We start from the raw sequence: 25,960 nt of genomic DNA, 5'->3' as shown, positions 1-25,960 counted from the left end.
GTCTTTGCTAACACCGCAGCCTAAGTTAAGTTGACCGCTTAGTTCAGATTCCAGTTAAACCTAAACGGTGCTCTTCGGGTTTTGGGCGAGTCATTGATGGCTTTTAACAGTATTTTGGCTTCTTCTAGCGAAACTGAGAGGGAGGCTGAAACTGAGCCTTCAGTATTTTTTGCGTAGCCAAGCTTCAATAACTTCTTCCATATGTCGTTTGATTCAGAATCTAGAGGCAGTTGAAGCGTGCCTTTCGACAAGGTTGTTCGCCCCGTAATTTCATAGATAGTTTGCACCGCTTTGCTGTACTGCTTTTCTTCAACGTGTCGACAGAATTGAATATTCAACTTTTTGGTATTCAATTGCTGGCGTGCGACAAAATAACGCTTTAAATCAATAAAATGCTTTCCGATTAGGTGAGCAATCGCAGTAAGGAATACTCCAGCGATGATCAAGTAATGCCAATATTGACTCAACCAATTCGATAAGGCCTGAGCCCCATCACTCGATCCTAGAGTGTTACTTAGCGAGTCTAATAACTTTGCGTCACCGACTTGAAGCGTTTGCTGCTTAACAGTCAATGATTCCAGCTGATTGGTCTTTGTGTTCCACCATGTCATGGTCTGTTTTGGTAAGACGACTTTCCCTTGTTCTTGAAGAATTAACGTCACCTGTTGTTTGAGTGTCGCGGTATTGCTTTTATTCAGGCGATTAAACACGTTTTCTTTGACTGCTGGTTTGCGATACAACTCAACGCCGGAGATGTCTGGGATGTTGATCTCAGGCAGCAACATCATGTGTGAGTTTGCCACGCTCAATGTATATGTTGCAGTGACCGCGTGGCCAACTTCGAATTCGTCGGTTAACGGACGATCGGTTGATATTGAAAGCTCAGCATTTGGGCTAACAATCAACGCGTCTGCATCCATGTTGCTCACGGGCATTTTGGATGTAAAGTTAATGGGTTGCGATTGAATCACGCCCTCAACAACTGTTTCGCTGGTAAGCTCTGCACTAACGGGAATCTTCAATTCAGGGACGGTAAACTCGCCAGCTTGCATTGGGTACAAGTAGTAACGTGCTTTTTGTGTAAACCACTTAATGCCTTCAATTGTGCGTGCTGAACGAGCGACTTTCTGCTCATCTTTCTTTACGACCGTGTTGGGTATATCTAAGTAAGGTAATGCCAACTCTTCTTGAAAGGGTCGGGTACTCAATACTTCAACGTCGAGTGCGACTTGTTGTTTCACAGCGACATCTTGAGTTTTAATTTCAACGTTTAGCTTCAACTCACCGTCACTGACGAGCTGGTCTAGGTTAGTAGCATTGGCAGGCATTGAAATTAAAAGCACCATCGCGGATAAGACAGCAAACCAGCATTTCAGAAGGTCGAATGCTCGAACGTTCGAATTAGTTTTGTTCATTGCTGTATTCCTGCTGAAATTTTTGTCTTAGAAACTTAGATGGATTCTGTCTGACCTGTTTTAGCCAAACTTGGTCAGAGATCACGAGCTCCTTCTGACTCCCTTCTTTTGGTTCGTCGTCGACCAATTTCCTATCATCAATGACTTTTTCTGAATCTTGTTTTGTCGGTGGTGTGTTCTTGATCTTCTCTATCGCAGCTTCCACAACGGCTAGGTTGTTGGCCGCTTGTTCTGAATACGTTTCGTTGTTCAACAGTTCGTTGTAAAGCGCAGTAGCTTTATCAAATTGAGCTGTATGAGCGTAGCTGTTCGCGACGATTAACTTAGCGAAATCAGTCAACGTTGCCGGTTCGCCACCTTGTTCACTTTTTTGTGGGCTTAATAGGTCAATCGCGCCAAGGAAATCACCTGACAAATAACGACTGTAAGCTTTCCATGTTGGATCATTGAACAGAGCGGCACTTTGCGCGTAGTTGCCTTGCTTGAACTCGACATAAGCGTGTTGATCGTTGGATAGCCAAAAATCAAAAAATGAGTACTTATCGGCAATTCCCAAAATCAGATTTCCTGCAATAAGCACAAGCAACAAGTGCATTGGTTTAAGTTTGGATAACCAAGCTAAACGACTGGATTGGTTCAGAGTCGAAGAGGTTGGCTTCGTCAGATTTTCAATCTTTTGATCGATTACCTTTTGATTCACTACCTGTTTATTATTTACCACTGTAGCGTCCACCCTTTTCTAAACCACATCAATTGAATTGGCAGCAACAAGAACAGCAACCAATAGCCCGCGTCTAACCAAGGTAGTGCGTTATCGTTGACCGCAAACAGGTTGTTTTGAATGCCTTGATAAACCGCTTCTACATCGCTTGCGTCGTGGGTGAATGAAACCATGTTTCCATGACCAGCTTGCGCCAACTGTGACAGTGAAGTGAGTTGAGTTTCTGTTAAACCTGCCGCGCCATTTCCGCCACTTTGTGGGTTTTCACCCATCGCCCAAACGATCACTTGGTGTTGCTGTTGTTCAAACGCTTTAGTGAATTCTTCTATCGCTTGGTCATTGGTCTTGTCCGTCAGTATCAATACCGTTGATGATGATTTTGCTTGTGAGATTAGCTCGAGCGTTGGCTTTAACACCGAAGCCGGTTTGCTCTCATTATCTGGTAACAAGCTTCCATCCAATACATCGAGGAAGTATCGCGTTAACTCTTTGTCTTTGGTGACTGGCATAGCGACATGCGCACTGCCGCCGTATATCACTAACCCGGTTTTTGCATCACCTCGCATTTCAACGAGCTGATTGATCTTCTGTTTAGCGCGCTCTAATCGTGACGGCTGAATGTCGGTTTTATTCATTGAATCAGAGACATCCAAGGCGATCACCAGTTCGGAATTGTCTTCAAAAAATGGTGAAGGTTGTTGCTGCCACGTTGGACCCGCCATAATGAGCGTAGCGAGAACCGCAAACACCAAAAACAATCGATTAGGGGAAACCATACGCGCTCGATTTTGGTTGAGAGACAGGTGTTCTACCATGTTTTTAGACATGACAGGTTGCCACTGCGCGACTAAATCGTCTTGTTGAACGAGTGCGCGATAAAACAACACGAACGGGACCAGTGCTAACAACCATAATGGGCGCATGAAATGAAACTGGGTGATATCGCCACCAAACAATGTATTGAAATCAGTCATTTGTTAGCTCCTCTCTACGGCGAATAACGCGCTTTATTTCTTTTTTACGACGCAGATTTGCACCAAATACGATTAAGGCGGCGAGTAGGTTGCTCACCAGACATACGCCAAATGCATAGTGGTGCAAGCTGTGTTTCGGACGATGAGATAAAAGTTCGAACTCTTGCTGTTCTAGTTCGTCGATCGTTGCGTAAGCTTGTTCGAGTTGCTTTCGGTCCATGGCATGAAACATCTGCCCGCCAGTTGCGGCTGATACCTTCTCTAAAGTGGGAAGATCCATCTTGTAGCGACCTTTGGTACTCGGGTCACCAATTGCAATGGTGTAAATCTTCACGCCATATTTGGCGGCGATTTCGGCGGCTTTGACAGGAGGCATTTTCGAGCTGGTGTCATCACCATCGGTAAGCAGAATCATCACTCTTTGACGGCTCTGCTCTTGTTCGAATACGGCAATTGATAAGCCAATCGCATCACCAAAAGCGGTTTGAAATCCGGCATAGCCAAGTTCAACGTCTTCGAGCAGCGATTGCCATACGTTAATATCCTCAGTAAATGGCGCTTGAACATAAGCAGAGTCGGCAAACAAGATTAACCCTAAGCGGTCATGTTCTCGCTGGGCCGCGAACTCACGCAATACCTGCTTTGCAATCGTTAAACGGTCGTGTTTGTTACCTTGTTTATCGGCAAAATCCTCTTCTGACATCGAACCTGACAGATCAAGTGCGACCATAATTTCACGAGCGGATTTCTTTTGTTCTATTGGTTCGCCCACCCACATCGGTTTAGCAATCGCGACGACTAAAGCGAGATAGCTGATAATGACTAATAGCCATTGCACTTTGCGACGGCTCATCTTGACCGCGGTTTCAGAGGGCTCTTGTGAAGACACGGCAATCAGGCGATCAAAAAAGGGCACTTGAATCGCGCTTTTTGACTCTTTGTAAACAGGCAATAACCAATACACGGCAAAGGGTAAGCAGAGCAGTGCAAACGCTATCGGGTATTCAAATTCAATCATGTGACACCTCGTGATGTTTTATCCAAAGTGCAACGTTCTCCATGATGGCGTTTCGTTTTTCTCCCGTTAATGTCGCTGCTGAAGAGTAGGCGAGCTGAGCAAGTACGCCTGAGAGTTCTGATGTAGAGAACTTGGTTGAAAATTGACGCTTGGTGCAATGGTCGTCTAACCATTTTTCCCAATCTGTACCGGTTATAGGTGCGACCTCTGCGCGAGGAAAGGCGTACAATGCGGTTCTTCGTAGCAGTTGTGGTAGCTTTTGAAATGATGAAATGTCACCGGATTGAGCCTCTAAAGAGAGCTGCTCGAGTTCTACTAAAGCAGCGCGTCGGTATGTGTTTGCTAGGTACTTTTGAATAACTAAATAGACACGATATAAAGCGAAACAAAACAGCAACAAGAGTAACCAGTACCAGCCTGGAGCATTCGGTAGCCACGAGATACTTTCTGGCAAAGAAGGCTCAGACAAAGAGGCCATTAATGGATTCACATTTTCTGGCTGTAAAGGCTCAAGCCCAGTGTTAGTCGTCATAGTCTGCATTCTCAGTTATTTAACTCGCGCCGAGTGCTTTTCTAAGCTGAACATCGGTTGGATCGACGGTGTTGAAAGGCAATACAGGGATTCGATATTTCTTCGCCACTGCCGTGAAATTATCAATGGCTTGAACCACGTCTTTGGCGAATGCATCGCGTAACTGTGCTTCTTGGCCTGATACGGATAATTGCAATTGCCCGTCGCTAAGTACCATCTTATTAAGCGTGGCTAAATCATGCTCTAGTGGGTCGGTAACATGACACAACACCACATCGTTGTGCTGACACAAAGCCTTGATTTGTTCTTCGCTACGCTCGTTATAGCCGTAACCATCGGTAATCAAGACCACTAACCCATCATGCTTAACCAACCTTTGCGCTTGATGAAACAATTTGGCGAACGAATTGGATTGTGTGTCTTGAGCCTTTCCCGCTTTGAGCTGCTGATTCTTACTCGCAATCTCATTGAGTATTTTGAGTACATGATTTGCGCTGCGTTGTGGTGAAATAGGCAGAGCAGTGCTGTCGTTATAGATAATGGCGCCCACACGATCGGTACTGTCTATGACTTTCCAAGCAATCAAAGCTGCGATTTCTGCAGCAACTACAGATTTCATTCGACCTGTGCTGCCAAAGAACATGCTCGTGCGCTGATCGACCATGACATAAACGTTACGCTCGCGTTCTTCAGAGAATATTTTGACGTGTGGCTTGCCCGTTCTATTCGTCACTTTCCAATCCATGGTGCGAATATCGTCACCAATCTGATAGTGACGCATCTCTTCAAAGTTCAATCCTCGCCCACGTAGCTTCGAAACATGGCGACCTGTTAACGCACTGTTGATTGGCTGATTAGGTAGAAAGTCAAAGCCATGCGCCTTGTATTTCAACAATCGTAATGCCTTTAGATCGGTATAGATATCGGGATCAAGTGTTGGTTTCGTCTCCATGGTGGCCTCTCGCGTTACGCTACTGCAACTTGAGACAAAATCTCATCGATGACTCGGTCTGAGCTGACGCCTTCAGCAAGTGCATCGTACGATAGAATCAGGCGGTGACGCAGAACGCCATGAACCACGTTGCGAACATCATCGGGGTCAACAAAGTCTTTTCCGTTTAGCCACGCCATTGCTCTTGAACACTTGTCTAATGCGATGGTTGCACGTGGGCTTGAACCAACACCGATCCATTGTGAAAGGGGTGACTCTGGGTACAATTCGGGTTGTCTTGTTGCCACCACAATCGCGACAATGTACTTAAGAACCGCGTCGCTACAATGTATGTCGCGCAGTTGATCGCGAGCATCAAAAATACACTGCGGATCAATGGGGGCGGGCTTCTCAGTGCTTGGTTTTTCCTCACTGCGAACCATCTTAATGATCTGCTCTTCGGCATCTGCATCTGGATAATCGAGATTTATTTTCATGATAAATCTGTCCATTTGCGCTTCTGGCAGCGGATAAGTACCTTCTTGTTCAACCGGGTTTTGTGTCGCTAAAACCATGAATAGATCAGGCAGTTTGTAAGTCTTGCCAGCTACAGTGATTTGACGCTCTTCCATTGCTTCCAACAATGCAGCTTGTACCTTTGCTGGGGAACGGTTGATCTCATCCGCCAGCAATAGATTGTTGAAAACTGGGCCCGGTTGGAAGGTAAGCGTCGGTTTGCCGTCTACATCTTGATACACCTCTGTGCCTGTTACGTCCGAAGGCAACAGATCTGGAGTGAATTGAACACGACCAAGGTCAACTTGTAGGGCAGAAGCCAATGATTTGATAGAACGAGTCTTTGCTGTTCCGGGTAATCCTTCTAGCAGAACATTACCATTTGTAAGTAGTGCAACCAGTAATGTGTCAACCATATGTTGTTGGCCAATTACCGAGGATTCCATCTGCTGCTTTAGTTGGTTTATAGAGTCTAAAGTTGGGTTCATTTGCTTACCTATTGACTAATTAATCAAGTGAGATTCAGGTCACCAGATGGCGAAAAGATAAATATTGTTAGTTAAAGCAATTATTTAAATCACCTTTGCTAAGGGTAGTCGAAAATAATTTCGACATACGCGATCAACATATCTTTGTTAAAGGCTCACCTTGGAAATACTGAATTGCATGGTCTATAAATAGGCTACTGTATTGTTTGCATTTTAATCAAGAATAAAGGTTGATAAGTAACATTACTTCTCTGCATATCTCTTATACGGAGATGTCATTTGTGAATTTATGCTGCCTTGATAACATTGTTCACAAGTTGAGTGGTTAACGAACTAACTGTTCGAACAAAAACAAATGGACTATGTATTGATTTAGCGTTATCGATTTTATTAGAGGTCAACAATGAAAAAATTAGCATTAGTAGTTTTAGGTTTAAGCGCAGTTTCTCTTTCTTCTTACGCAGCTGAAGAAGTTTCAACTCTGACAGAGTTCTTCAATGCCGATGGTGAAGTGACTACCGTCGACAATTACGCGGTGTACGAAACGTCACGCCAATATTTGAAAAACCAAGAGCTTGTTGGCGTTAATAAATTCCTACACAAACGCGAGCTAACGCCAACTGATAAACAGCCTGTGGTTCGAATGAACCGAGACACATACTACTCAATGGCTGTGATTAACGTTTCGCAAGGCGCGACGATTACGCTACCTGAGATTCCTGAAGGCAAATACATGTCGATGGAAGTGATTACAGAAGACCACCGCATTCAGCCAATGCAATACGGTTCTGGTACGTTTGATCTTTCTACTCACAGTGGTGACCACGTGTATGTAATCGTTCGTACCGACGCGACGTTCACCAAAGATGAAGTTCATAAAATCCAAGATCAGATGAGCATAGATGCAAAAGCAGACGCCGAATTCATGGCAATGCAAGTGGATGAGAAATCATTCGAGAAGGTCGAGAAAAACCTTAAGATGGAAATGCCAAAACTACTGAAACGCGATGGTGCTCAGGCGACGTTTGGTATGTTTACCAGCCCTGAAGATGCTTCAAAAGAGATGTTTACCAAAGAGAAGTACGCGGTGGGTGCGGCTATCGGTTGGGGTGGCGCGCAGTTAGATGACAATATCTACGAAGTCTCTGGCAACTTCCCAGCAGACACTTGTCATCAAGCAACCTTTGATGATCCTAAGAACCAAGCGTTTTGGTCGGTAACGGTATACAACAAGCAAGGTTTCATGTTTGGTGAAGTGGGGAACGTAAGCTCAAACACGGCTGAGAAAAATGCAGACGGTACTTACACTGTAAGCTTTGGTTGTGGCGATGATGCGGTGAACAACATCAAAACAGAGAACGATTCTGGTGTGTTTAACTTGGCTTTCCGCCATTACATTCCGAGCCAAAAAGTACGTGATGGATTCCGAGTGCTTCCTTATGTGAAAGTGATTAATTAAAACGATATAGCTTAAACCGAATAGCTTAAAACGATATCGCAAAATATCGATTCAAGAAGCGCGTTATTGCCACTGGCAGTAACGCGCTTTTTTATTTGTTCGATAGCAGTGTCTCTGGCCTATCGCTGTGTATTCGCGCATGTTTTTCTAAACGACTTTATTAGTTGTTAATCGGATTTCCCAGTGTAGATTCCGCGTTAGATACGCCATATGTTATGCAAGTGTGACTAATATATGCTTTTCATATAATTTAGCTAAAGTTATCGAGATTTTGACAGATAAAGGATTAGTGGGAGCTCTAACACGAGACAGAACGTGCGAGCTTTGGTTTCAGTTATTGAAACCTTCAGAGAATTTTTAACAAACTTGCGTCGAGACAACCTAAATGAAGAAAACAATCCTATTTGCCGTTTTTATTATGTTTGGCATTGCAGTCGCTGCGAGTATGGCGTCAACCTATTTCATTTCAAGTGAAAAAATCGATGAGATAATATTGAACAAATCTCAAGTTCAAGCTGAATTCTTGGCTGGAAATGCTGGGTATATCTTAGAGAATTCGGACAACCCAGTTCAAGATTTACAAAAGCTGGTGGGTGAGCTGAAACAGCGATCTGATGTCACTTATGCCATTGTTATTGATAGTAACGTAAGTGCTATTGCTCACAGCGATAAAAATAAACTTAATAAGGTTTACGAAGATAGCTATACCGTTAAAGGTGCAACCCAAGGCGTACAACAGTATTCAAAATGGTACGCTGATGTTCAAAAAGTATGGGTGTTTGACATCATGGCACCTATCTACGTCAACGGTGAGCTGTACGGCACCTTTGATATCGGCATTCCTATCACAGAGGTTAGCCAAGCAACAAACGGTATTATTAGCTACCAGCTCGCTTCAATGGTTTTCATTTTTGTTGTTTGTCTCGTTGTTCTATCGCTTCTTCTTAGCAAACTGATGCAGCCTCTCTTAGTATTGAAAAACACATTACACGATATTTCTGAAGGTGATGGTGACCTATCGGTACGTTTGCCTATCAAAGGGAATGACGAAGTTGCTCAAATCTCATCGGCTTTCAATGTGTTCGTTGGCAAGGTGCACGAGATTATTACTCAAACAGTGAATACGGGTGTTGAATTAAATAGCACCGCTATTGGGCTTCGTGAACAGTCGCAGCAAGCATTGCAAAGAGGACAAGAGCAGAACGAACAAACCATGTTGGTCGTGACATCTATGAATGAAATGATCGCCACGGTTAATGAAATTGCGTCTAGCGCGGCTGGTGCTGCAAGCGCGGCAAACATGGCGGCAAGTGAAACTCAAGAAGGTCATAAGACGATCGAGAAGACCACAAATTCGATTGCAAACCTTGAAGCCGAAATGAATAGTGCTTCTAACATCATCGTGAGCCTTGCTGATAATACTCAGTCGATCGGTACTATTCTTGACGTTATTCGAGGTATCTCTGAGCAAACAAACTTGCTTGCACTCAACGCTGCGATTGAAGCTGCACGTGCTGGTGAAGCTGGTCGAGGCTTTGCGGTTGTTGCTGACGAAGTTCGTAACCTAGCGACAAAAACCGCGCAGTCGACCGATGAAATTGACACTATGATCAACCAACTTCAAACCGAAGCTAAGAACGCTGTTAGCTCGATGAGTAATAGCAAGAACCTAATTGAAGAGGGTACGACTGAAACTGAAATGGCTCGCCAAGCTTTGGAAAAAATTTCAACGCAAGTTTTGGCTATTCTCGATATTAATACGCAAGTCGCAACGGCAACGGAGCAGCAATCAGCGGTAGCGAATGAAATTAATATGAACATGGATACGGTTAATAGCTCAGTCAAAAACGGTTTGAGCGCAAGTGAGAAATTAGAGCAATCAAGCCAGCACCTGGCAGAGTTATCACAAGTTCTCGATCGTTATGTCGGTTCATTTAAAATCTAGAATTCCCAACATATCTCTTTAAGAGATGTGTTGAGCCTCCAGTAATTTAATAGCGCTTATGTCATGCATGAGCGCTATTTTTTTTGCGATATGCAGACACAGATATTCCGATAGAGCGCAATAGAAATGAAGAATGTACCTGCAGTGTAATATCGAAAATTTGATCTATTTAGAAACAACGCGATCAAATAAGACAGTGACAGCAGGCACTTACTTTTATTTCCGCATGCGTAAGGTCAAAAAATCGACTAAACAACAGCTTTGACGCGACACATAAGGTGTTCCGCATCTCATCACGATGTATAGTTATTGATAGTTCATTCAGTAATTGTATCTGTAGTTGTCAGTTGATGTGGGTGTTATGAAGAAAAACGGATTTACTTTAATGGAATTAATCATTGTGATCGTGATACTTGGAGTATTGGCCGTTACAGCAGCCCCGAGGTTCCTCAATATTCAGGAGTCAGCAAGAGAAGCGGTACTTGAAGGTGTTGCTGGTGCGATGGAAGGGGTAATCACTCAGGTAACCTCTAAAGCCATTATTGTTGGACTTAACCCTAGTGCGGAAAACCCAGATGACCAAAGTAACTATGTGATCGATTTCGGTATCGGTAGCGTTGAAGTAGATTGGGGAACACTTTGCCCTGAAAGTGAAGGCGAATCAGGAGATGCGTTAAATATGCTCGATTTCCTAACTTTGTCGGATGATGACAGCATCATCTCTGAATTAGGTAACAGACACACGGTTGTGGGATATACTCAGCCATTTAGTCAAGCTGACCTTAACAGCAATAACATAACTGATGATGCCTTACCTTCAGGTTGTTATGTTCTTTATGATTCTTTTGGTGGCAGGACAAGTGGAGACACATGTCCAGTAGATGGTTGTGAGTGTACAGTTCGTGTTATGAACGATGAGTGTTAAACCAAGCACATCATCTGGTTTATAGAAATTCAATAAAAAAGCGCGTTATTGCCGAGTAGCAATAACGCGCTTTTTTCTATTAGCTTATTGGCCTATCTTAGTTTGCCAATGGAGCACTTGCTGGTGGCAAGTCACGTTTCTTAATCACGTATCGTAAGCGAATTAACATCAGCGTCGCTGAAACGCTCAAGCCCGTTAGGATACCAATCCAAAAGCCTTCTTCACCCATTGCTGGAACAATATGGTCTGTTAAGCCCAACACCATGCCCAGTGGTAGTGCTAAGCCCCAGTATGAAGCGATAGCTAAAATCATCGGGATCTTAGTGTCTTTATAGCCACGCAGTGCGCCGTTAGCCGATGTTTGCAATGCATCGCTGAATTGGTACATCGCAGTAAAGGTCAACAATACTGCTGCTGTCGCGCTTATTGTAGGGTCGGTTGTGTAAAGCCTAATGATCCACTCAGGGAACAGAAGGAACATCGCAACCGATAGTAATGAAATCAACGCCGCAACCAAGATACCGACTTTGCTGCGTTCAATTGCGCCTAGTTCGTCTTTCTCACCCAAAGCGTGCCCAACACGAATCGTAATGCCAAACGAGATGCTCATAGGAATCACGTAAGTTAAGCTCGAAATGTTAAGTGCGATTTGCGCGGCTGCTACGTTCTCAGCACCAATACGACCAATCATCAGTGCGATTACCGCGAAAATGCTGCCACACACTGCAATGTTCATCCCGATAGGTAAACCTAATCTTAGAAGGTGAAGCATCTCTTTTGCTTTTGGCTTCGCATCTGAAAAGTTGATGATAGTCTTGTAATGGTGATGACCTTTAATGTAGGAATACAGCATTCCCGACATTAGCCAATACACCAAGCTTGTCGCCCAGCCACAACCCACTGCGCCCATTTCAGGGAAGCCGAACTTACCGTAGATAAGCACGTAGTTGACCGGAATATTCACCAACAAGCCAACCACAGAAATGATCATTGGCACTTTGGTGTTGTTCATACCTTCACAGAAACCGTTCAAGGTGTAGAACAGGGCAATACCCGGCACACCGAAGGCTAGGGCAAACGCATAGTCACTGCCGATAGGGATGATCTCAGCGGCTACCCCAATCCATTCTAAGATTGGTTTCGCACTCACCAAGTAAGCAATGAGTAATACGCTAGCAATTAATGCCAACCAAACCATCTGGAAGAACTCAACAGAGATACTTTGAAAGTCACGTGAGCCGCGGTGGTAAGCGACAACAGGCGTTAACGCCATAATAACGCCACGCAGTAACAGCAACACAGGAATCCAAAGGCTAGTGCCAAGTGCAATAGCAGCAAGATCGGCAGGGCTTACTTGGCCAGCCATTGTCGTATCGACAAATCCCATCGCTTGGGTCGCTATTTGAGTCAAAATGATTGGAATCGAAAGATGCATAAGCGCACCCGATTCACGAGTAAAAGGACGAAGTTTCGTTAGCATGGAAGTTCACAACACCAATATAAATACACGAATGATGGCAGGATGGCCGGTGTGTATTTTAGGATGTGCCCCGTTGGGCGGGCGACAATATAAACACCTTACCATATAGGGTCAAGCATTGGACTGAACAAACTAAATAGCGAGTAATTTGGTGTTGTTTTTTGCATTTTAATCAAACACTTCTAATTTTTCAGAATCTGACTTGTGGTGGTTCTATCTGAGGTTAAAACGGTACTAACTCTTGTTTAAATGGCATTTATATAATTAAAAGCGTGCTTTTATATGTGTTAAGTCACATATTGATTTTAAAAAATAATTAAACCGTTGATAGTCGTTTGTTGTTGAGTACTATGTCGAACGTAAAATGTGTGTTACAAAATATTAATAAAAACAAAACTAAAAGGTTAATAAATTGAAATCCAAAACTAAATTGCTAGGAAGAATCGACTTTGAAAGTAATTCTTTAAGGAAAGACCTTGATATCATATCTAAGTTCCCTGTGTTTGAAGAAGAATACAACGAATTTAATAGTGGTACGTGGATAAACAACTCATTGTGGAATGATGACGGGGATTATCAAAATACCCAGTACAAAGATAATAAAAACAAAGCGAAGATGACCGAACTAGGTAAGCAAACGCTATATATTAATGAAATTATAAATAAGTACTTTGACGTAGAAAATCTTAAAATGGTTAGGACACGTAACTTAATAAATGGTCAAGTTATACCGCACAAAGATTTTATTGAATTGGGTGATAATAAGGAAAAATATATACGTGTATTAATTCCTCTTGAAACTTCGTTAACTTCTTATCATAGTGATGAAGACTACGGGGTATTTAGAATGCTGAAGGGTGATATTTGGATGCTTGATGCAAGTGTAGTCCATGCAGCATACAATTTTGGTGATGGGAACCGAGTTATTCTTTGTTTAGATTTTCAATATGATGGTGTAGATAATGTAGAGCCCTCACTTATATTCAAAGACAAATCTATTCATGATGAAACCATAGAAGCTATGGTATTTCAAAGGGCACCCCTTCGAGATCAAGATGTTTCAGATTTTATTTTTGATATCTCAAAGTCAATTTATAACCTTGAAGATCTTAAAAGTGCGATTTTGAAAGTATCTAGTGCTCATGTTCATCACGATATACCAATTAAAGAGACGTACGATATCCTTATTGAAGCTACGAAATCTAAAGGTGGCGATATATATAATACTTGCCATGAAATTAAGGAATATTACACTGTTAATAGAAAGTTAGGTGAAAGATTCACTACAGTGTAGTTTTTATAGCTGGGAGGCTATCTGTGAAATATTTAGGATGGATTTTTGTTTTTCTGTGGGCTTCCGGCTATATCGCGTCTTCAATAGGATTGAGTTATACTAACCCACTTACTTTTATAACACTTAGAGTGATTGTTGCATTATTTGTTTTCGTAATTATTAATTTTTTAATTTTAAGAAACAATAAAGTAGATAATAAGAGTATGGTACATGCCATGATTGTAGGAGTCTTTATACAATTTCTCTATCCGGTCTTTTTCTCTTATTCATTGGTGTCAGGAATCAGTCCGGCGATGTTGACGATCGTCTTAGGGTTACAGCCAGTTTTAACGTTAATAGTATCTAGAGATCTAAATTCGAAATTTCAAATTTATGGGATCTTAGGTTGTGTACTCGGTACCTTGATTTTTTCGGTGGAAAATTTCAGCTTGGGAACGACAAATTTTGAAAATCTTATACTTGCAATCTTGTCGTTATTAGGTGTTACATTTGGTTCTATACATCAAAAAAAATATTGTTCAAACATACCTATTGAAAAAAACATGTTGTTTCAATGTTTTTCAGCAACACTAATACTATTGCCTACAACCATTATTTTTAGTGAGTTTAAATTTGATGTAAACAATATTTCCATATCAGCATTACTTTGGCAGTCACTTCTAATTTCTGTGCTTTCATCTATGCTCCTTATAAAAGCCTTAAAATCGGGTACGGTGACTAATGTATCTACGTACTTTTCTTGTGTCCCTGCTGCTACTGCCGTAATGGCATACATATTTTTTGATTCTGTAATAACAGTAAATATGATGTTGGGTATGTTTTTGATATTTGGATGCACTTGGCTTATACAAAACCAAAATTGGATTGATGTTTTTTTTGAAAATAGAGCCAAGCAGAAAATGTAAGTATAGGTTGCTATTTTCTTCTTACTAAGTCTATTCTATAATTGACAGTGATATCTTATAAAGACCACTTATAAACGTGGTCTTTTTCTATCGTAGGAAATATATTGATTTTATCTAATTTGCACTTCGATTTTTATATTTATTTGTCCTCACAGGGTTTGATTTTTATTCGGGTCAGAAAGGTTCTCGATTTGTTGTTAACGTCATGCTTAAATTACTTTCAATGTGTTTTTAATCAATGCATTTCTTAAAGACGATGACGTTGCGGGCAGTGTCAATTATTAGTTGAGTCTTTATCTGATTATTACTTATCGTCCTTCGCGAATGATCTATACGGCCTTTTGTGTTTATATGAAAACTGGCCAAAGTTAAGCTACATTAAAAATGTTTAATTCAAGTCATTTAAACAAAAGTGAATCACCTTTCAATGTTTGGTTTCTCAACAAGTTTTCCACATAATTTTAGTCCGATTGACGTGGACATTATATGCCCAGATTGGATATCTTATTGAGGGGATAATGAAAGATCCAGATAGCGAGTGTTCTAAGTGGAAACTAGAGAGAAAAAAGGGGGCGCCTGAATTTGTTATTCGTGCTGCATTTTCTGCTATTTTTGGGGTGATGATAGGTCGAAGTATTGCCCCGTTGTCTATTTTAGAAACAGCTTGAAGTTGGACGAAAACTACCAACGTATTAATGAGTGGTGTTTGGGAATCTGTTGGCAGTCTTCCTCTTTATTTCATAATTTGGTTGTAGCGTGAAAGAAAGGATAAACGTCATACCGCTAGGTTTAAATAACACATTTAACAAACTACTATGGCACCAACTATTTTTGTATACCATCACTTCTTAGCTTCCAAATCTGGCAGCTTGTAAACTTCCTACTGCCACAAAGCCAGCAGGAACACAAAAAGCCCAATCCCAAGCGTGACTTTCAAAAATAAGCCAAGAGGGGCTCCACCTTTTGGCGCTTTGTTGCAACATCCCATAATCGTTACCTCATTCATCGTTGGATTCATTTCAACATAAACCTTTCCCTTACGGTAAGGTCAATGCATTTGTTGGCCTTGAATTTCAGAAAACAAAAAAGCGAACCGAGTGGTTCGCTTTTGTTTATCTAAAATCTACAAAAATTAGTCTTCGTAGTTGTCGATGCTTGGGCAAGAACAGATTAGGTTACGGTCGCCGTATACGTTGTCTACACGGTTAACAGTCGGCCAGTACTTCGAGTTCTTGGTTGCTTTCGATGGGAAGCAAGCAAGTTCGCGAGAGTAAGGGCGATCCCATTCTGCGCCTGAAAGGTCAACTTGTGTGTGCGGTGCGTTTACTAGAGGGTTGTTGTCTAGTGGCCATTCACCCGCTTTCACAGCTGCCATTTCGTGACGGATTGCGATCATCGCTTCACAGAAACGGTCTAGCTCTTCTAAATCTTCAGATTCAGTTGGCTCAACCATTAGCGTGCCTGCTACTGGGAAAGACATCGTAGGCGCGTGGAAACCGAAGTCCATTAGACGCTTAGCAATATCTTCTTCGCTGATGCCTGTGTCTTCTTTAAGTGGACGAATATCGATAATACATTCGTGCGCTACGCGGCCGTTAGTGCCACGGTAAAGAACAGGGTAGTGAGGACGTAGTTTTTCCATCACGTAGTTCGCGTTCAGAATCGCTACTTTAGTCGCGTCTGTTAGACCAGGTTCGCCCATCATTGCGATGTAAGCCCAAGAGATAGGTAAGATTGAAGCACTGCCTAAATCTGCTGCTGATACCGCGTAGTCAGAACCTTGTACACCGTTTTCGATGTGACCGGGTAGGAAAGGTGCTAGGTGCGATTTAACGCCGATAGGACCCATACCCGGACCGCCACCACCGTGTGGGATACAGAATGTTTTGTGTAGGTTCAAGTGAGATACGTCTGAACCGATGAAGCCAGGTGAAGTTAGACCTACTTGAGCGTTCATGTTCGCGCCGTCTAGGTAAACCTGACCGCCCGCTGCGTGTACTTGTTCACACACTTCTTTCACTTGCTCTTCGTATACGCCGTGCGTAGAAGGGTAAGTGATCATGATGCTTGATAGGTTTTCTTTGTGCTTCTCGATTTTCGCTGCTAGGTCTGTCATGTCGATGTTGCCATCTTCATCACACTTAACAACCACTACCTTCATTGAAACCATTGATGCTGTTGCAGGGTTAGTACCGTGCGCAGAGCTTGGAATCAGACAAACGTTACGGTGAGCTTCACCACGGCTTGCGTGGTAACGTTGAATCGCGATTAGACCTGCGTATTCGCCAGATGCACCAGAGTTAGGCTGTAGTGAGAAATCGTCGTAACCGGTGATTTCACATAGCTTCTCTTTAAGATCTTTCGCTAGCGCTGTGTAACCCGCTGCTTGATCAAGAGGTGCGAATGGGTGAATTGAACCAAACTCAGGCCATGTTACTGGAATCATCTCAGCAGCAGCGTTCAGCTTCATCGTACAGCTGCCCAGTGGGATCATGCCGTGCGTTAGTGAGAAGTCTTTATTCTCAAGCTGTTTTAGGTAACGCATCATTTGCGTTTCGCTGTGGTGCGTGTTGAATACTGGGTGAGTTAGGAACTCTGATTCACGACGGCAGTTTTCTGGAATTGCGGCAAACTCGTTTGATGCAATGTCAGAAGAGAGTGCTTGAACGTCTTCTTTCACGTCGAAGATTGCGAACAGTGCGTTCACGTCGTCGATCGTTGTTGTTTCATCTAAGCTGATACCGATTTTGCCAACAAGTCGACGAAGGTTGATGTCTGCTGCTTGCGCTTTCGCGTACAGTGCATCTGTCTTCTCTTCAGAGTTGATCGTGATGGTATCAAAGAAGCTGTTGTTCGTTAGTTCGTAACCCGATTTAGTCAGGCCAGCCGCTAGGATAGCTGTCATGTGGTGTGTACGACGAGCAATAGTACGTAGGCCTTCTGCACCGTGGTAAACCGCGTAGAACGACGCCATGTTTGCTAGAAGTGCTTGAGCTGTACAGATGTTCGATGTCGCTTTCTCGCGGCGGATGTGTTGCTCACGAGTCTGCATTGCCATACGTAGCGCTTGGTTACCGTGAGTATCGATAGATACACCGATTACACGACCTGGCATTGTACGCTTATGCTTTTCACGAGTACCCATGAATGCAGCGTGTGGACCACCGTAACCCATAGGAACGCCGAAACGTTGCGCTGAACCGATTACTACGTCTGCGCCCATTTCGCCCGCAGGCTTGAGTAGAGCAGAAGCAAGTAGGTCAGTAGCAACCGTTACCAGTGTTTTGTTAGCTTGAGCTTTCGCAATGATGTCTGTTAGGTCACGAACTTCACCCGTTGTACTCGGGTATTGAAGAAGCGCACCAAATACGTCTTGCTCTGGAAGTGTTTCAAGAGCACCAACCATTACTTCAAAACCGATGTACTCAGCACGAGTTTTAACAACTTCTAGTGTTTGAGGGTGAACATCGTCAGCAACGAAGAATACTTTGCTCTTGCTTTTGCCAGCACGCTTACACAGTGTCATTGCTTCGCCAGCCGCTGTCGCTTCATCAAGAAGGGATGCGTTCGCGATTTCCATACCGGTTAGGTCCATTACCATTTGTTGGTAATTGAGTAGAGCTTCAAGACGACCTTGAGAAATCTCTGGTTGGTATGGTGTGTAAGCTGTGTACCAGCCTGGGTTCTCTAAAACGTTACGTAGAATAACGTTTGGAGTGAATGTGTTGTAGTAGCCTTGGCCAATGAAAGTACGTTTCACTTGGTTTAGGTTAGCGATCTCTTTAAGAGAGGTCAGCATGTCCATTTCGCTCAGTGGCGCAGCAAGTGTCATTGGTTTTTCAAGACGGATTTGTGCAGGAACCGTTTCGTCGATCAGTGCGTCTAAGCTAGTCGCGTTGATCGCATCAAGCATTTTTTGCTGGTCTGCTTTATTAGGGCCGTTATGACGAGCAACAAACTCGTTTTGAGTACCCAAGTCTTTTAGTAATTGGCTTTGAAGTAATTCAGTCATGATATGTTCTACTTTCTCTTTGGAGCCGTGAGCTAGCCCCTAAAATTAAGCTGCTCTAAAGAGCAGCTTTATCGTAATGAGGAACCTATTAGTCTTCTTCGATAGAGCTTAGGTATTCTTCCGCATCTTTAAGGTTGTTTAGTTCAGACGCATCAGACATCTTCACTTTAACAATCCAACCACCTTCATAAGATTCTTCGTTAATCAACTCTGGGCTATCTTCTAATTCTTCGTTGATTTCTACGATTTCGCCAGAGATTGGTGCGTAGATATCAGAAGCTGCTTTCACTGATTCAACGAGAGAGAAGCTTTCGCCAGCTTCAATTTCGTCTCCAGTGTCAGGCAGGTCAACAAACACAACGTCACCTAGCATCTCTTGAGCGTGCTCAGAAATGCCGATAGTTACAGTACCGTCACCGTTGTCTTTTACCCACTCGTGGCTGTCTGCAAACTTTAGTGTATTGTCCATTGCTTATTCTCCAAAAATTTATGAGGTTTTAATTTAAATCTTAAAAACGGTTTAACGGTAAAGAGGGAAGCGCTTGCAAAGCTCTTTAACTTGCTTGCGAACACGTTGCTCAACTTCAGCATTGCCTTCAGGGCTTTCAACTAAGCCATCAAGTACATCGCCGATCCATTCACCGATTAGTTTGAATTCTTCAGTGCCAAAACCACGAGTGGTCCCAGCTGGCGTGCCTAAACGGATACCAGAAGTAATCATAGGCTTCTCTGTATCGAATGGTATGCCATTTTTGTTACATGTGATCCCTGCACGCTCTAATGCTTCTTCAGTTACGTTACCTTTCAATCCCTTAGGACGAAGGTCAACCAGCATTAGGTGCGTGTCAGTTCCGCCTGTCACAATGTCACAACCGCGAGTTTGCAACACTTCAGCGAGAACTTTTGCGTTATCGATCACTGAATCAATATAAGTATTAAATTCTGGGCCAAGTGCTTCGCCAAACGCCACTGCTTTAGCCGCGATAACGTGCATTAGTGGGCCGCCTTGAAGGCCAGGGAACACTGCAGAGTTGATCTTTTTGTTGATGTCTTCGTGATTCGTAAGAATCATACCGCCGCGTGGGCCACGAAGTGTTTTGTGCGTTGTTGTAGTAACTACGTGTGCGTGTGGTAGTGGGCTAGGGTGAGCACCTGTCGCGATAAGACCCGCGATGTGTGCCATATCAACCATTAGGATAGCGCCAACTTCGTCAGCGATTTCACGGAACTTAGCGAAATCAATAACGCGTGGGATAGCACTACCACCAGCAATAATCATTTTAGGTTGGCTTTCGATAGCTAAAGCGCGAACCGCTTCGTAATCGATTTCTAGAGTTTCGCGGTCTACGCCGTATTGAACGGCGTTGAACCATTTACCAGACATTGCAGGGCGCGCACCGTGTGTTAGGTGGCCACCAGCGTCAAGAGACATACCTAGGATAGTGTCGCCAGGTTGAAGTAGCGCAAGTTTAACTGCACCGTTTGCTTGAGCGCCAGAGTGAGGCTGTACGTTTACGTATTCACATTTGAACAGCTGTTTAGCGCGTTCAATCGCGATAGCTTCAACTGTATCTACGTGCTCACAACCACCGTAGTAACGACGGCCTGGGTAGCCTTCTGCGTATTTGTTGGTTAGGCAAGTGCCTTGAGCTTGCATTACTGCTTTAGAAACGATGTTCTCAGAAGCAATAAGTTCGATTTGTTCGTTTTGACGAGTGTTCTCTGCTTGGATGCCAGCAAATACTGCGTCGTCAGTACCAGATAGGTTCGTAGTGAAAAAACTGTCTAAGCTATGGTTTTGGTAAGCGTTCATTGTCGAGACCTTTCATTAAGCTAATGGTGATTATTTTTATAGTCCATTAGGTCTTACGTTGATTTCTGCATCGGTATCGTTTGCGCTATATAGGTATAGATAAACGTGAATTGCGTTATAAATATACTCTTACAGCGTCTAAGCGATCGTTGTAGGGTCAATGCAGCACGAATTGTTTCCCAAAAAGTTCGGGTAAAAAACAGCTTTTACAAATGTTAAATCTATCATTTGCTGCAAGCCGAAGTAGCATCTCTTCATCTAACAAGTCGATAACATAGCTCCGATAAAATCAATTTTCAACAAAAATTTCCAATAGGAAACAACTTTTCTTGTTTTGCTACGGGGAGCACGCTTTATTTCTCTGTGTGCTCTTTAATCAACAAAGCGCTTCATGCAACAATGAAATTAATAGACAGGAAGCAAGAATTTAATGAGGGACCTATGTCAGAAGACATTTATGATGAGTACCCATCTTTAACGTTGGCGAAGGAAACGTTAGACCAGAATATCGAACCACTTAGGCTTGGCCAGCGTATTAAAGATATCCGCGGCAAGCTTGGGATTACGTTAGAAGAAGCGAGCCAACGTACTGGTTTAGCTCGCTCTACGCTCAGCAAAATTGAGAACGAGCAAATCTCGCCAACCTTCCAAGCGATGCAAAAGCTAGCGATGGGCTTACAAATAAACATGCCCCAACTGTTTGAGCCACCAAGGAAAAAGGTAGCAACAGGGCGTCGTGACTTAACTAAGGCTGGTCAAGGTAAACCTCACCCAACCCCAACGTACGAGCATGAACTGCTTGCAACAGAGCTGTCTAATAAGAAGATGATGCCCTTTAAGAGTCGCGTGAGAGCGCGTACTTTTGAAGAGTATAACGATTGGGTACGTCACGACGGTGAAGAGTTTTTGATGATCATCTCTGGTGATGTGATGTTCTACTCAGAATTCTATGAACCTGTGCCAATGAGTGAAGGTGATAGCATGTATTACGATGCCAATATGGGTCACATGCTTATCTCGACCAGCGCAGAAGACGCGCTCATTTTGTGGGTGACAGCAAAATAAATTAACAAAGTTGGAATTTCTTATAGTGAATGCAACCGTTTGCTATTGTTTCTAACGTTTGCCAATAGACGCGATATTGATGTGATAATCATCAATATCGCGTTTTTGTATGCATCGAAAAATTGTTTTTAAATTGTTAAATGTCACATTTTGAACTGTTTTACTATTGTTAAGGGTGTAAAACTGACTCAGGCTTGTTTATTATAGTGAACACGGTTTACTCATGTTGATTGAAGTTTACTGAAGTGAATTCTTAGAAAGTGACTTGTAGAGCTTTTGTACAGCTAACCTGATTTATCAAGCTAACGATATAAGCCTATATAAAAGACATCACTTTTTACTATCTACTGTTTCTAAGGTTAAGACGTCAAGGTGACTAACGCGAATACGCTGAGGTGACTAATGATGAGACTTATCGTTAGAGGCGACTCTAAATAGAGATATAAGCGGCAGACTCGACTTTGGACAGCCTGCAACGCTTCATGGAGAAGAAAATGACTCAAGAACACGCTAATCAAGACCTACTAACAACACCACTGCATGCACTTCATGTTGAAGAGGGTGCAAAAATGGTTCCTTTCGCTGGCTACGATATGCCAGTTCAGTATCCACTAGGTGTAAAGAAAGAGCACTTACACACTCGTGATGCTGCCGGTCTTTTTGATGTTTCTCACATGGGGCAACTTCGTCTTCATGGCGCAAACGCAGCAGCTGTCTTAGAATCTTTGGTTCCTGTAGATATTATTGACCTTCCTTCTGGTAAACAGCGCTATGCGTTCTTTACCAACGAGCAGGGCGGCATTATGGATGACCTGATGGTGGCTAACCTAGGCGATCACTTGTTTGTTGTTGTGAACGCGGCTTGTAAAACACAAGATATCGACCACCTAACTGCGCACCTTCCAGCTGACGTAGAAATGGAAGTGATTGATGATCGCGCTCTATTAGCACTTCAAGGGCCTAAAGCGTCTGAAGTTCTTGCTCGTTTCCAACCAAGTGTTGCAGACATGCTGTTCATGGACGTTCAAAAAGTCGATATCGACGGCGTAGAGTGCATCGTAAGCCGCAGTGGTTATACCGGTGAAGACGGATACGAAATCTCAGTACCGAACGATCACGCTGAAGCACTTGCTCGTAAACTAACATCAGAAGCAGAAGTAGAGTGGATTGGCCTTGGTGCTCGTGACTCACTTCGTCTTGAGTGTGGTCTATGTTTATACGGTCACGACCTAGACACAACAACTACTCCAGTTGAAGCTAGCCTTCTATGGGGTATTCAAAAAGTTCGTCGTACTGACGGTGAGCGTGCAGGCGGTTTCCCAGGCGCTGATATCATCCTTGAGCAAATCGCAACGAAAGATGTTCAACGTAAGCGTGTTGGTCTAGTTGGTCAAACTAAAGCACCAGTACGTGAAGGTGCTGAATTGTTCGATGCTGAAGACAACAAGATTGGCGTTGTAACAAGTGGTACTGCTGGCCCTAACGCAGGCAAGCCTGTTTCTATGGCGTACGTTCGTACAGACTTAGCAACAATTGGCACTGAAGTATTCGCTGACGTTCGTGGCAAGAAGCTACCAATGACAGTAGAAAAAATGCCTTTCGTACCTCAGCGTTACTACCGTGGCTAATCTCTTTTAAGAGAAAACACCAAGTTTAACGAAAGCCTATTGTTTACTTCTCTTTATTGGGAAGCCTAACGGTAGGCTTTTTTGTTTTTGGTAGCGTATGTTTTGCGAGCGTATTAGGTTTGGCGTTACCCACTAACAACGGTTACTTAAAATTCGTTTATAAAATGAGATATGTGGCGATATCGTTACAAATACTTACTATAATCACGGTTGTGACGTGTTATGGTGACGATTCATCATTTTTGTAAATAAGTAGTAGGGGTTACAAGGAGTTAACTATGAACGTAAACCATACAATGAGTCCGGTTCGTAAAGCCGTTTTAGGGCTTTTAGCGCCATTGATTTACACATCAAGTGTTATGGCGACAGAAAATTCGGTCGAAAGTACTCCTAATACGGGTGTAACACCTTATATCGTGAACGGTAGTGACGCCACAGTAGCTGAATTTCCTTCAATGGCCAGCTTGTTCATTGACCGCATAGATTATGACGGTGTTTACTCTACAGGCCCTTACTGTGGAGCAACAATTTTAGATCCAACGCATATTCTGACGGCAGCACACTGTATTTACGGCAATGAAGAAGGGCAGTTATTTACGGTTGTCGTTCCTCAAATTGAAGATACTTCTCAGTTTCCTAATGGGAACATCCAAAAAGCGCGAGTCTCAGAAGTTTACTATCGCAGTGACTATTCAAATGCGTTGAGTGATCTATTACGCAATGATGTTGCTATTCTTAAGCTAGAAAGCGCACTTAATATCGATTCAGTTAACGATGTGGTTAAGCGTCCTTCCGATGAGAGTTACCGTGTTGGTGTTAATGACTTTGTTGCTGTTGGGCATGGTGATACACGTTCAGGCTTTGACGGGACAACTTTGTTGCAGAAGGCTGACCTGAATTACGTAGACAACGCTACTTGTGCTTCAGCCTTTACTGACGGCTCAGCGTTAACTGATAATCAAATCTGTTTTAACGGCGATTACAGCGCATTTACCGGGCTATTTAATGGTACGTGTCAAGGCGATTCAGGCGGTCCAGTGTATTGGAAAGATGGTGCTGACTACAGACAAGTTGGTATTACCAGCTTTGGACCAGATACTTGTGGTGGTAGTGCTACTGTGACATCGGTATTCACTGAAATCCATGATTATGAAGCTTGGATAGACAGTGTGATTGCAGGAACTGAAACCGCTAAGTTTGTTTCTACTGATGCTAAGCGAACAGCTTATGTGAATGCACGTACATCGACTGGCTCTGGTAGCAGTGGCGGTAGTATTTCATTTGGTTTGCTAGGTATGCTGATGTTGTTCGCGGGTCTTAGAAAAGCCGTGTTACGTTAGAACTTCAATGTTTTGAACAAGTCGACGCTGTATCTAACGATAGCGTCGACTTTTTTATGTCTGCAGGTTTAGCTGTTTAGTCATTTACCCGCTTAGTTGCTTAGTTCTACAACTGCTTTACGGCTGTACCTTTCTAGAATCTCATCCATCTCTTTTATTGCATCGTTGATGCTTTTAATACCGCCTTGCGCGACATCTTTTTCATTTTGGTTCAACGCAGAAAAAGCCTGTCTTAATTCCTTGTCTTCCAACATGTTCCCGTGCAACAACACTTCTTTGTAAGTGAGTAGCCTATGCTGTACCCCGATAATTTGATTGCGGGTATTGTCTGATTCTAATGCGTGCTTGATGCAAGGAAACGCCAATGTATAGCGATTCGCAATTTCCAATTTGACGCCTTCATTATTCGCAATTTGCAATTTTTCTTATTTCCCAACACTTGAATATTCAAGTTTAGTAGCCTGTACGCTCAAGACCGATCTAAGTGTCAAAGTTTATGAAACGTAACGTTTTTTAATAATCGAATAATATGCCTTTAATGGCGTATGTAAACCGTTGCGAGTCAATATGGTCTGCTTCTTGCTGAAATTAGGTCATAACTGTCTATTGAGGATAAGCTTATGTCACAAGAACCCATAATCATGGCGCTGATTGATCGCAGGAAGCTCGCCAATTTGTCCCAGGAAAAATTAGCCTCAAGTGCGGGAATGAGTTTAAAAACCTATCAACGAATCGAGCGTGGTGAAGCTGATATCAAAATGTCTCAGTATCGTTCGCTCACGAGGACGTTGAAAGTTACCGATTTGGATGTGGTTCTGGATGTCGTTGGCGCATCACAAGCGACGGCGGAAGACGTAGCGGCGGTCAGTCGGCTACTGACCAGCGAAGAGAGAATGTTGTTGATCAAACTGATTCTGTCGGTCAAAAAGCAGCCATAGCGTTTTGGTCTAATAGGTTTCGTCTTTACTCTAAATAAATAGATTTAGAGCGGTTGTTTGATGGGTGACGTGTTCACTGATGAAATCAAAAATTATTCTACTCTTCCGCGCAGTTGTTTGGTGGTACTTCTTTGTTTCTTTCCTTCTAAACGTCTTTTCTGAGAGCCGCGCGTCGGCTTAGTTGCTCGTCTCACTTTTTGAACTTTTGTTGCTTCCAAGATCAGTTCTTTCAAACGCACCAAAGCGTCATCACGGTTTTGTTCTTGAGTTCTATACTGCTGCGCCTTAATGATAATCACGCCATCTTTAGTGATGCGGCTATCTTTGTGTGCTAGCAGTTTCTCTTTATAGAAATCTGGCAGGGTGGAGTGCTTGATGTCAAAACGCAAATGTATCGCACTTGATACTTTATTGACGTTCTGACCGCCGGCTCCTTGTGCTCTGATCGCTGTTAACTGGAGTTCCCAGTCTTGAATCGAAACAGAGTTAGATATTTGTAACATAAACATCCATTTTGAACGGTAATATGGGGTCATGATACTGAATATTGGTTATGGTATC

At 43.0% G+C, this 25,960-nt stretch carries 23 protein-coding genes; 10 read left to right on the top strand and 13 right to left on the bottom strand.

Annotated features, from left to right (window positions below):
- Positions 1-38: 38 nt before the first annotated feature.
- From AACU28_RS05460 to AACU28_RS05430, 7 genes are read right to left on the bottom strand one after another with little or no spacing between them, the layout of a single operon-like run.
- Complete coding sequence (locus AACU28_RS05460; RefSeq protein WP_121602519.1) at positions 39-1,415, bottom strand: BatD family protein; 1,377 nt, start codon at positions 1,413-1,415, stop codon at positions 39-41.
- Positions 1,402-2,136 (bottom strand): hypothetical protein, encoded by a 735-nt coding sequence (locus AACU28_RS05455; RefSeq protein ID WP_121602518.1) that lies wholly within the window; start codon positions 2,134-2,136, stop codon positions 1,402-1,404. Before AACU28_RS05455 ends, AACU28_RS05460 begins: the two co-directional genes overlap by 14 nt.
- Entirely contained in the window at positions 2,130-3,110 is a 981-nt protein-coding gene (locus tag AACU28_RS05450; protein WP_121602517.1) for a VWA domain-containing protein, read from the bottom strand. Before AACU28_RS05450 ends, AACU28_RS05455 begins: the two co-directional genes overlap by 7 nt.
- Positions 3,103-4,128, bottom strand: a complete 1,026-nt coding sequence (locus AACU28_RS05445; protein WP_102566632.1) for a vWA domain-containing protein — start codon at positions 4,126-4,128, stop codon at positions 3,103-3,105. Before AACU28_RS05445 ends, AACU28_RS05450 begins: the two co-directional genes overlap by 8 nt.
- Complete coding sequence (locus tag AACU28_RS05440; protein ID WP_121602516.1) at positions 4,121-4,660, bottom strand: DUF4381 domain-containing protein; 540 nt, start codon at positions 4,658-4,660, stop codon at positions 4,121-4,123. The genes AACU28_RS05445 and AACU28_RS05440 overlap by 8 nt, the downstream gene beginning before the upstream one ends.
- A gap of 19 nt (positions 4,661-4,679) precedes the next feature.
- Entirely contained in the window at positions 4,680-5,612 is a 933-nt protein-coding gene (locus AACU28_RS05435; RefSeq protein ID WP_017079161.1) for a DUF58 domain-containing protein, read from the bottom strand.
- A gap of 14 nt (positions 5,613-5,626) precedes the next feature.
- The gene (locus AACU28_RS05430) at positions 5,627-6,595 is read right to left on the bottom strand and encodes an AAA family ATPase (RefSeq protein ID WP_104214525.1); all 969 of its coding nucleotides are present in this window, start codon (positions 6,593-6,595) and stop codon (positions 5,627-5,629) included.
- A gap of 403 nt (positions 6,596-6,998) precedes the next feature.
- Between AACU28_RS05430 and AACU28_RS05425 the strand changes: the two genes are divergently transcribed.
- The 3 genes from AACU28_RS05425 (at position 6,999) to AACU28_RS05415 (ending at position 10,924) form a co-directional block, all read left to right on the top strand.
- Entirely contained in the window at positions 6,999-8,054 is a 1,056-nt protein-coding gene (locus AACU28_RS05425) for a DUF1254 domain-containing protein (RefSeq protein ID WP_121602515.1), read from the top strand.
- Between the two features lie 418 nt (positions 8,055-8,472).
- Positions 8,473-9,999 carry a methyl-accepting chemotaxis protein gene (locus AACU28_RS05420; protein WP_017081145.1) on the top strand — a complete coding sequence of 509 codons (1,527 nt, stop codon included), beginning with the start codon at positions 8,473-8,475 and terminating at the stop codon, positions 9,997-9,999.
- Between the two features lie 361 nt (positions 10,000-10,360).
- Positions 10,361-10,924 (top strand): type II secretion system protein, encoded by a 564-nt coding sequence (locus AACU28_RS05415; protein ID WP_121602782.1) that lies wholly within the window; start codon positions 10,361-10,363, stop codon positions 10,922-10,924.
- 97 nt (positions 10,925-11,021) lie between these two features.
- On the opposite strand, the gene AACU28_RS05410 is transcribed toward AACU28_RS05415, so the two are convergent.
- Complete coding sequence (locus AACU28_RS05410; protein ID WP_121602514.1) at positions 11,022-12,404, bottom strand: MATE family efflux transporter; 1,383 nt, start codon at positions 12,402-12,404, stop codon at positions 11,022-11,024.
- Between the two features lie 412 nt (positions 12,405-12,816).
- Between AACU28_RS05410 and AACU28_RS05405 the strand changes: the two genes are divergently transcribed.
- The 3 genes from AACU28_RS05405 (at position 12,817) to AACU28_RS05395 (ending at position 15,271) form a co-directional block, all read left to right on the top strand.
- A complete protein-coding gene (locus AACU28_RS05405) occupies positions 12,817-13,698 on the top strand; it encodes an aspartyl/asparaginyl beta-hydroxylase domain-containing protein (RefSeq protein ID WP_102487894.1) in 882 nt (293 codons plus the stop codon).
- A gap of 23 nt (positions 13,699-13,721) precedes the next feature.
- On the top strand, positions 13,722-14,603 hold the full coding sequence (locus tag AACU28_RS05400) for a DMT family transporter (RefSeq protein WP_048612540.1): 882 nt from the start codon (positions 13,722-13,724) through the stop codon (positions 14,601-14,603).
- 518 nt (positions 14,604-15,121) lie between these two features.
- A complete protein-coding gene (locus AACU28_RS05395) occupies positions 15,122-15,271 on the top strand; it encodes a hypothetical protein (protein WP_241907151.1) in 150 nt (49 codons plus the stop codon).
- A gap of 464 nt (positions 15,272-15,735) precedes the next feature.
- Here AACU28_RS05395 and gcvP read toward each other — a convergent pair whose 3' ends face one another.
- The 3 genes from gcvP to AACU28_RS05380 all read right to left on the bottom strand — a co-directional run bounded on the left by gcvP (position 15,736) and on the right by AACU28_RS05380 (position 20,428).
- Positions 15,736-18,615 (bottom strand): aminomethyl-transferring glycine dehydrogenase, encoded by a 2,880-nt coding sequence (gene gcvP / locus AACU28_RS05390; protein ID WP_017085551.1) that lies wholly within the window; start codon positions 18,613-18,615, stop codon positions 15,736-15,738.
- Positions 18,616-18,703: 88 nt separating this feature from the next.
- Complete coding sequence (gene gcvH, locus AACU28_RS05385) at positions 18,704-19,084, bottom strand: glycine cleavage system protein GcvH (protein WP_004730871.1); 381 nt, start codon at positions 19,082-19,084, stop codon at positions 18,704-18,706.
- 51 nt (positions 19,085-19,135) lie between these two features.
- The gene (locus AACU28_RS05380) at positions 19,136-20,428 is read right to left on the bottom strand and encodes a serine hydroxymethyltransferase (RefSeq protein ID WP_017059848.1); all 1,293 of its coding nucleotides are present in this window, start codon (positions 20,426-20,428) and stop codon (positions 19,136-19,138) included.
- Between the two features lie 441 nt (positions 20,429-20,869).
- On the opposite strand from AACU28_RS05380, the gene AACU28_RS05375 reads away from it, so the two are divergent.
- The 3 genes from AACU28_RS05375 to AACU28_RS05365 all read left to right on the top strand — a co-directional run bounded on the left by AACU28_RS05375 (position 20,870) and on the right by AACU28_RS05365 (position 24,461).
- Positions 20,870-21,493 (top strand): helix-turn-helix domain-containing protein, encoded by a 624-nt coding sequence (locus tag AACU28_RS05375; RefSeq protein ID WP_017082298.1) that lies wholly within the window; start codon positions 20,870-20,872, stop codon positions 21,491-21,493.
- 494 nt (positions 21,494-21,987) lie between these two features.
- A complete protein-coding gene (gene gcvT, locus AACU28_RS05370; RefSeq protein WP_108193164.1) occupies positions 21,988-23,121 on the top strand; it encodes a glycine cleavage system aminomethyltransferase GcvT in 1,134 nt (377 codons plus the stop codon).
- Positions 23,122-23,399: 278 nt separating this feature from the next.
- Positions 23,400-24,461 (top strand): S1 family peptidase, encoded by a 1,062-nt coding sequence (locus AACU28_RS05365; RefSeq protein WP_121602513.1) that lies wholly within the window; start codon positions 23,400-23,402, stop codon positions 24,459-24,461.
- Between the two features lie 92 nt (positions 24,462-24,553).
- On the opposite strand, the gene AACU28_RS05360 is transcribed toward AACU28_RS05365, so the two are convergent.
- A complete protein-coding gene (locus tag AACU28_RS05360; RefSeq protein WP_108020511.1) occupies positions 24,554-24,880 on the bottom strand; it encodes a hypothetical protein in 327 nt (108 codons plus the stop codon).
- A gap of 201 nt (positions 24,881-25,081) precedes the next feature.
- On the opposite strand from AACU28_RS05360, the gene AACU28_RS05355 reads away from it, so the two are divergent.
- Entirely contained in the window at positions 25,082-25,399 is a 318-nt protein-coding gene (locus AACU28_RS05355) for a helix-turn-helix transcriptional regulator (protein ID WP_065206071.1), read from the top strand.
- Positions 25,400-25,491: 92 nt separating this feature from the next.
- On the opposite strand, the gene arfB is transcribed toward AACU28_RS05355, so the two are convergent.
- A complete protein-coding gene (gene arfB / locus AACU28_RS05350; RefSeq protein WP_004730912.1) occupies positions 25,492-25,902 on the bottom strand; it encodes an alternative ribosome rescue aminoacyl-tRNA hydrolase ArfB in 411 nt (136 codons plus the stop codon).
- Positions 25,903-25,960 lie beyond the last annotated feature (58 nt).

It is taken from the genome of Vibrio sp. SBT000027 (genome assembly GCF_963894355.1).
GTDB classification, from domain to species: domain Bacteria; phylum Pseudomonadota; class Gammaproteobacteria; order Enterobacterales; family Vibrionaceae; genus Vibrio; species Vibrio splendidus.
This window is presented reverse-complemented; position numbering and strand designations above follow the sequence as displayed.

Bases quoted from the DNA above. Each gene is read 5' to 3' on its own strand.
- gcvT (WP_108193164.1), top strand. From the start codon at position 21,988: ATGACTCAAGAACACGCTAATCAAGACCTACTAACAACACCACTGCAT.
- AACU28_RS05460 (WP_121602519.1), bottom strand. From the start codon at position 1,415: ATGAACAAAACTAATTCGAACGTTCGAGCATTCGACCTTCTGAAATGC.
- AACU28_RS05415 (WP_121602782.1), top strand. From the start codon at position 10,361: ATGAAGAAAAACGGATTTACTTTAATGGAATTAATCATTGTGATCGTG.
- AACU28_RS05375 (WP_017082298.1), top strand. From the start codon at position 20,870: ATGTCAGAAGACATTTATGATGAGTACCCATCTTTAACGTTGGCGAAG.
- AACU28_RS05420 (WP_017081145.1), top strand. From the start codon at position 8,473: ATGTTTGGCATTGCAGTCGCTGCGAGTATGGCGTCAACCTATTTCATT.
- AACU28_RS05445 (WP_102566632.1), bottom strand. From the start codon at position 4,128: ATGATTGAATTTGAATACCCGATAGCGTTTGCACTGCTCTGCTTACCC.
- gcvH (WP_004730871.1), bottom strand. From the start codon at position 19,084: ATGGACAATACACTAAAGTTTGCAGACAGCCACGAGTGGGTAAAAGAC.
- AACU28_RS05435 (WP_017079161.1), bottom strand. From the start codon at position 5,612: ATGGAGACGAAACCAACACTTGATCCCGATATCTATACCGATCTAAAG.
- AACU28_RS05430 (WP_104214525.1), bottom strand. From the start codon at position 6,595: ATGAACCCAACTTTAGACTCTATAAACCAACTAAAGCAGCAGATGGAA.
- gcvP (WP_017085551.1), bottom strand. From the start codon at position 18,615: ATGACTGAATTACTTCAAAGCCAATTACTAAAAGACTTGGGTACTCAA.
- AACU28_RS05380 (WP_017059848.1), bottom strand. From the start codon at position 20,428: ATGAACGCTTACCAAAACCATAGCTTAGACAGTTTTTTCACTACGAAC.
- arfB (WP_004730912.1), bottom strand. From the start codon at position 25,902: ATGTTACAAATATCTAACTCTGTTTCGATTCAAGACTGGGAACTCCAG.
- AACU28_RS05425 (WP_121602515.1), top strand. From the start codon at position 6,999: ATGAAAAAATTAGCATTAGTAGTTTTAGGTTTAAGCGCAGTTTCTCTT.
- AACU28_RS05410 (WP_121602514.1), bottom strand. From the start codon at position 12,404: ATGCTAACGAAACTTCGTCCTTTTACTCGTGAATCGGGTGCGCTTATG.
- AACU28_RS05440 (WP_121602516.1), bottom strand. From the start codon at position 4,660: ATGACGACTAACACTGGGCTTGAGCCTTTACAGCCAGAAAATGTGAAT.
- AACU28_RS05355 (WP_065206071.1), top strand. From the start codon at position 25,082: ATGTCACAAGAACCCATAATCATGGCGCTGATTGATCGCAGGAAGCTC.
- AACU28_RS05450 (WP_121602517.1), bottom strand. From the start codon at position 3,110: ATGACTGATTTCAATACATTGTTTGGTGGCGATATCACCCAGTTTCAT.
- AACU28_RS05365 (WP_121602513.1), top strand. From the start codon at position 23,400: ATGAACGTAAACCATACAATGAGTCCGGTTCGTAAAGCCGTTTTAGGG.
- AACU28_RS05395 (WP_241907151.1), top strand. From the start codon at position 15,122: ATGAAAGATCCAGATAGCGAGTGTTCTAAGTGGAAACTAGAGAGAAAA.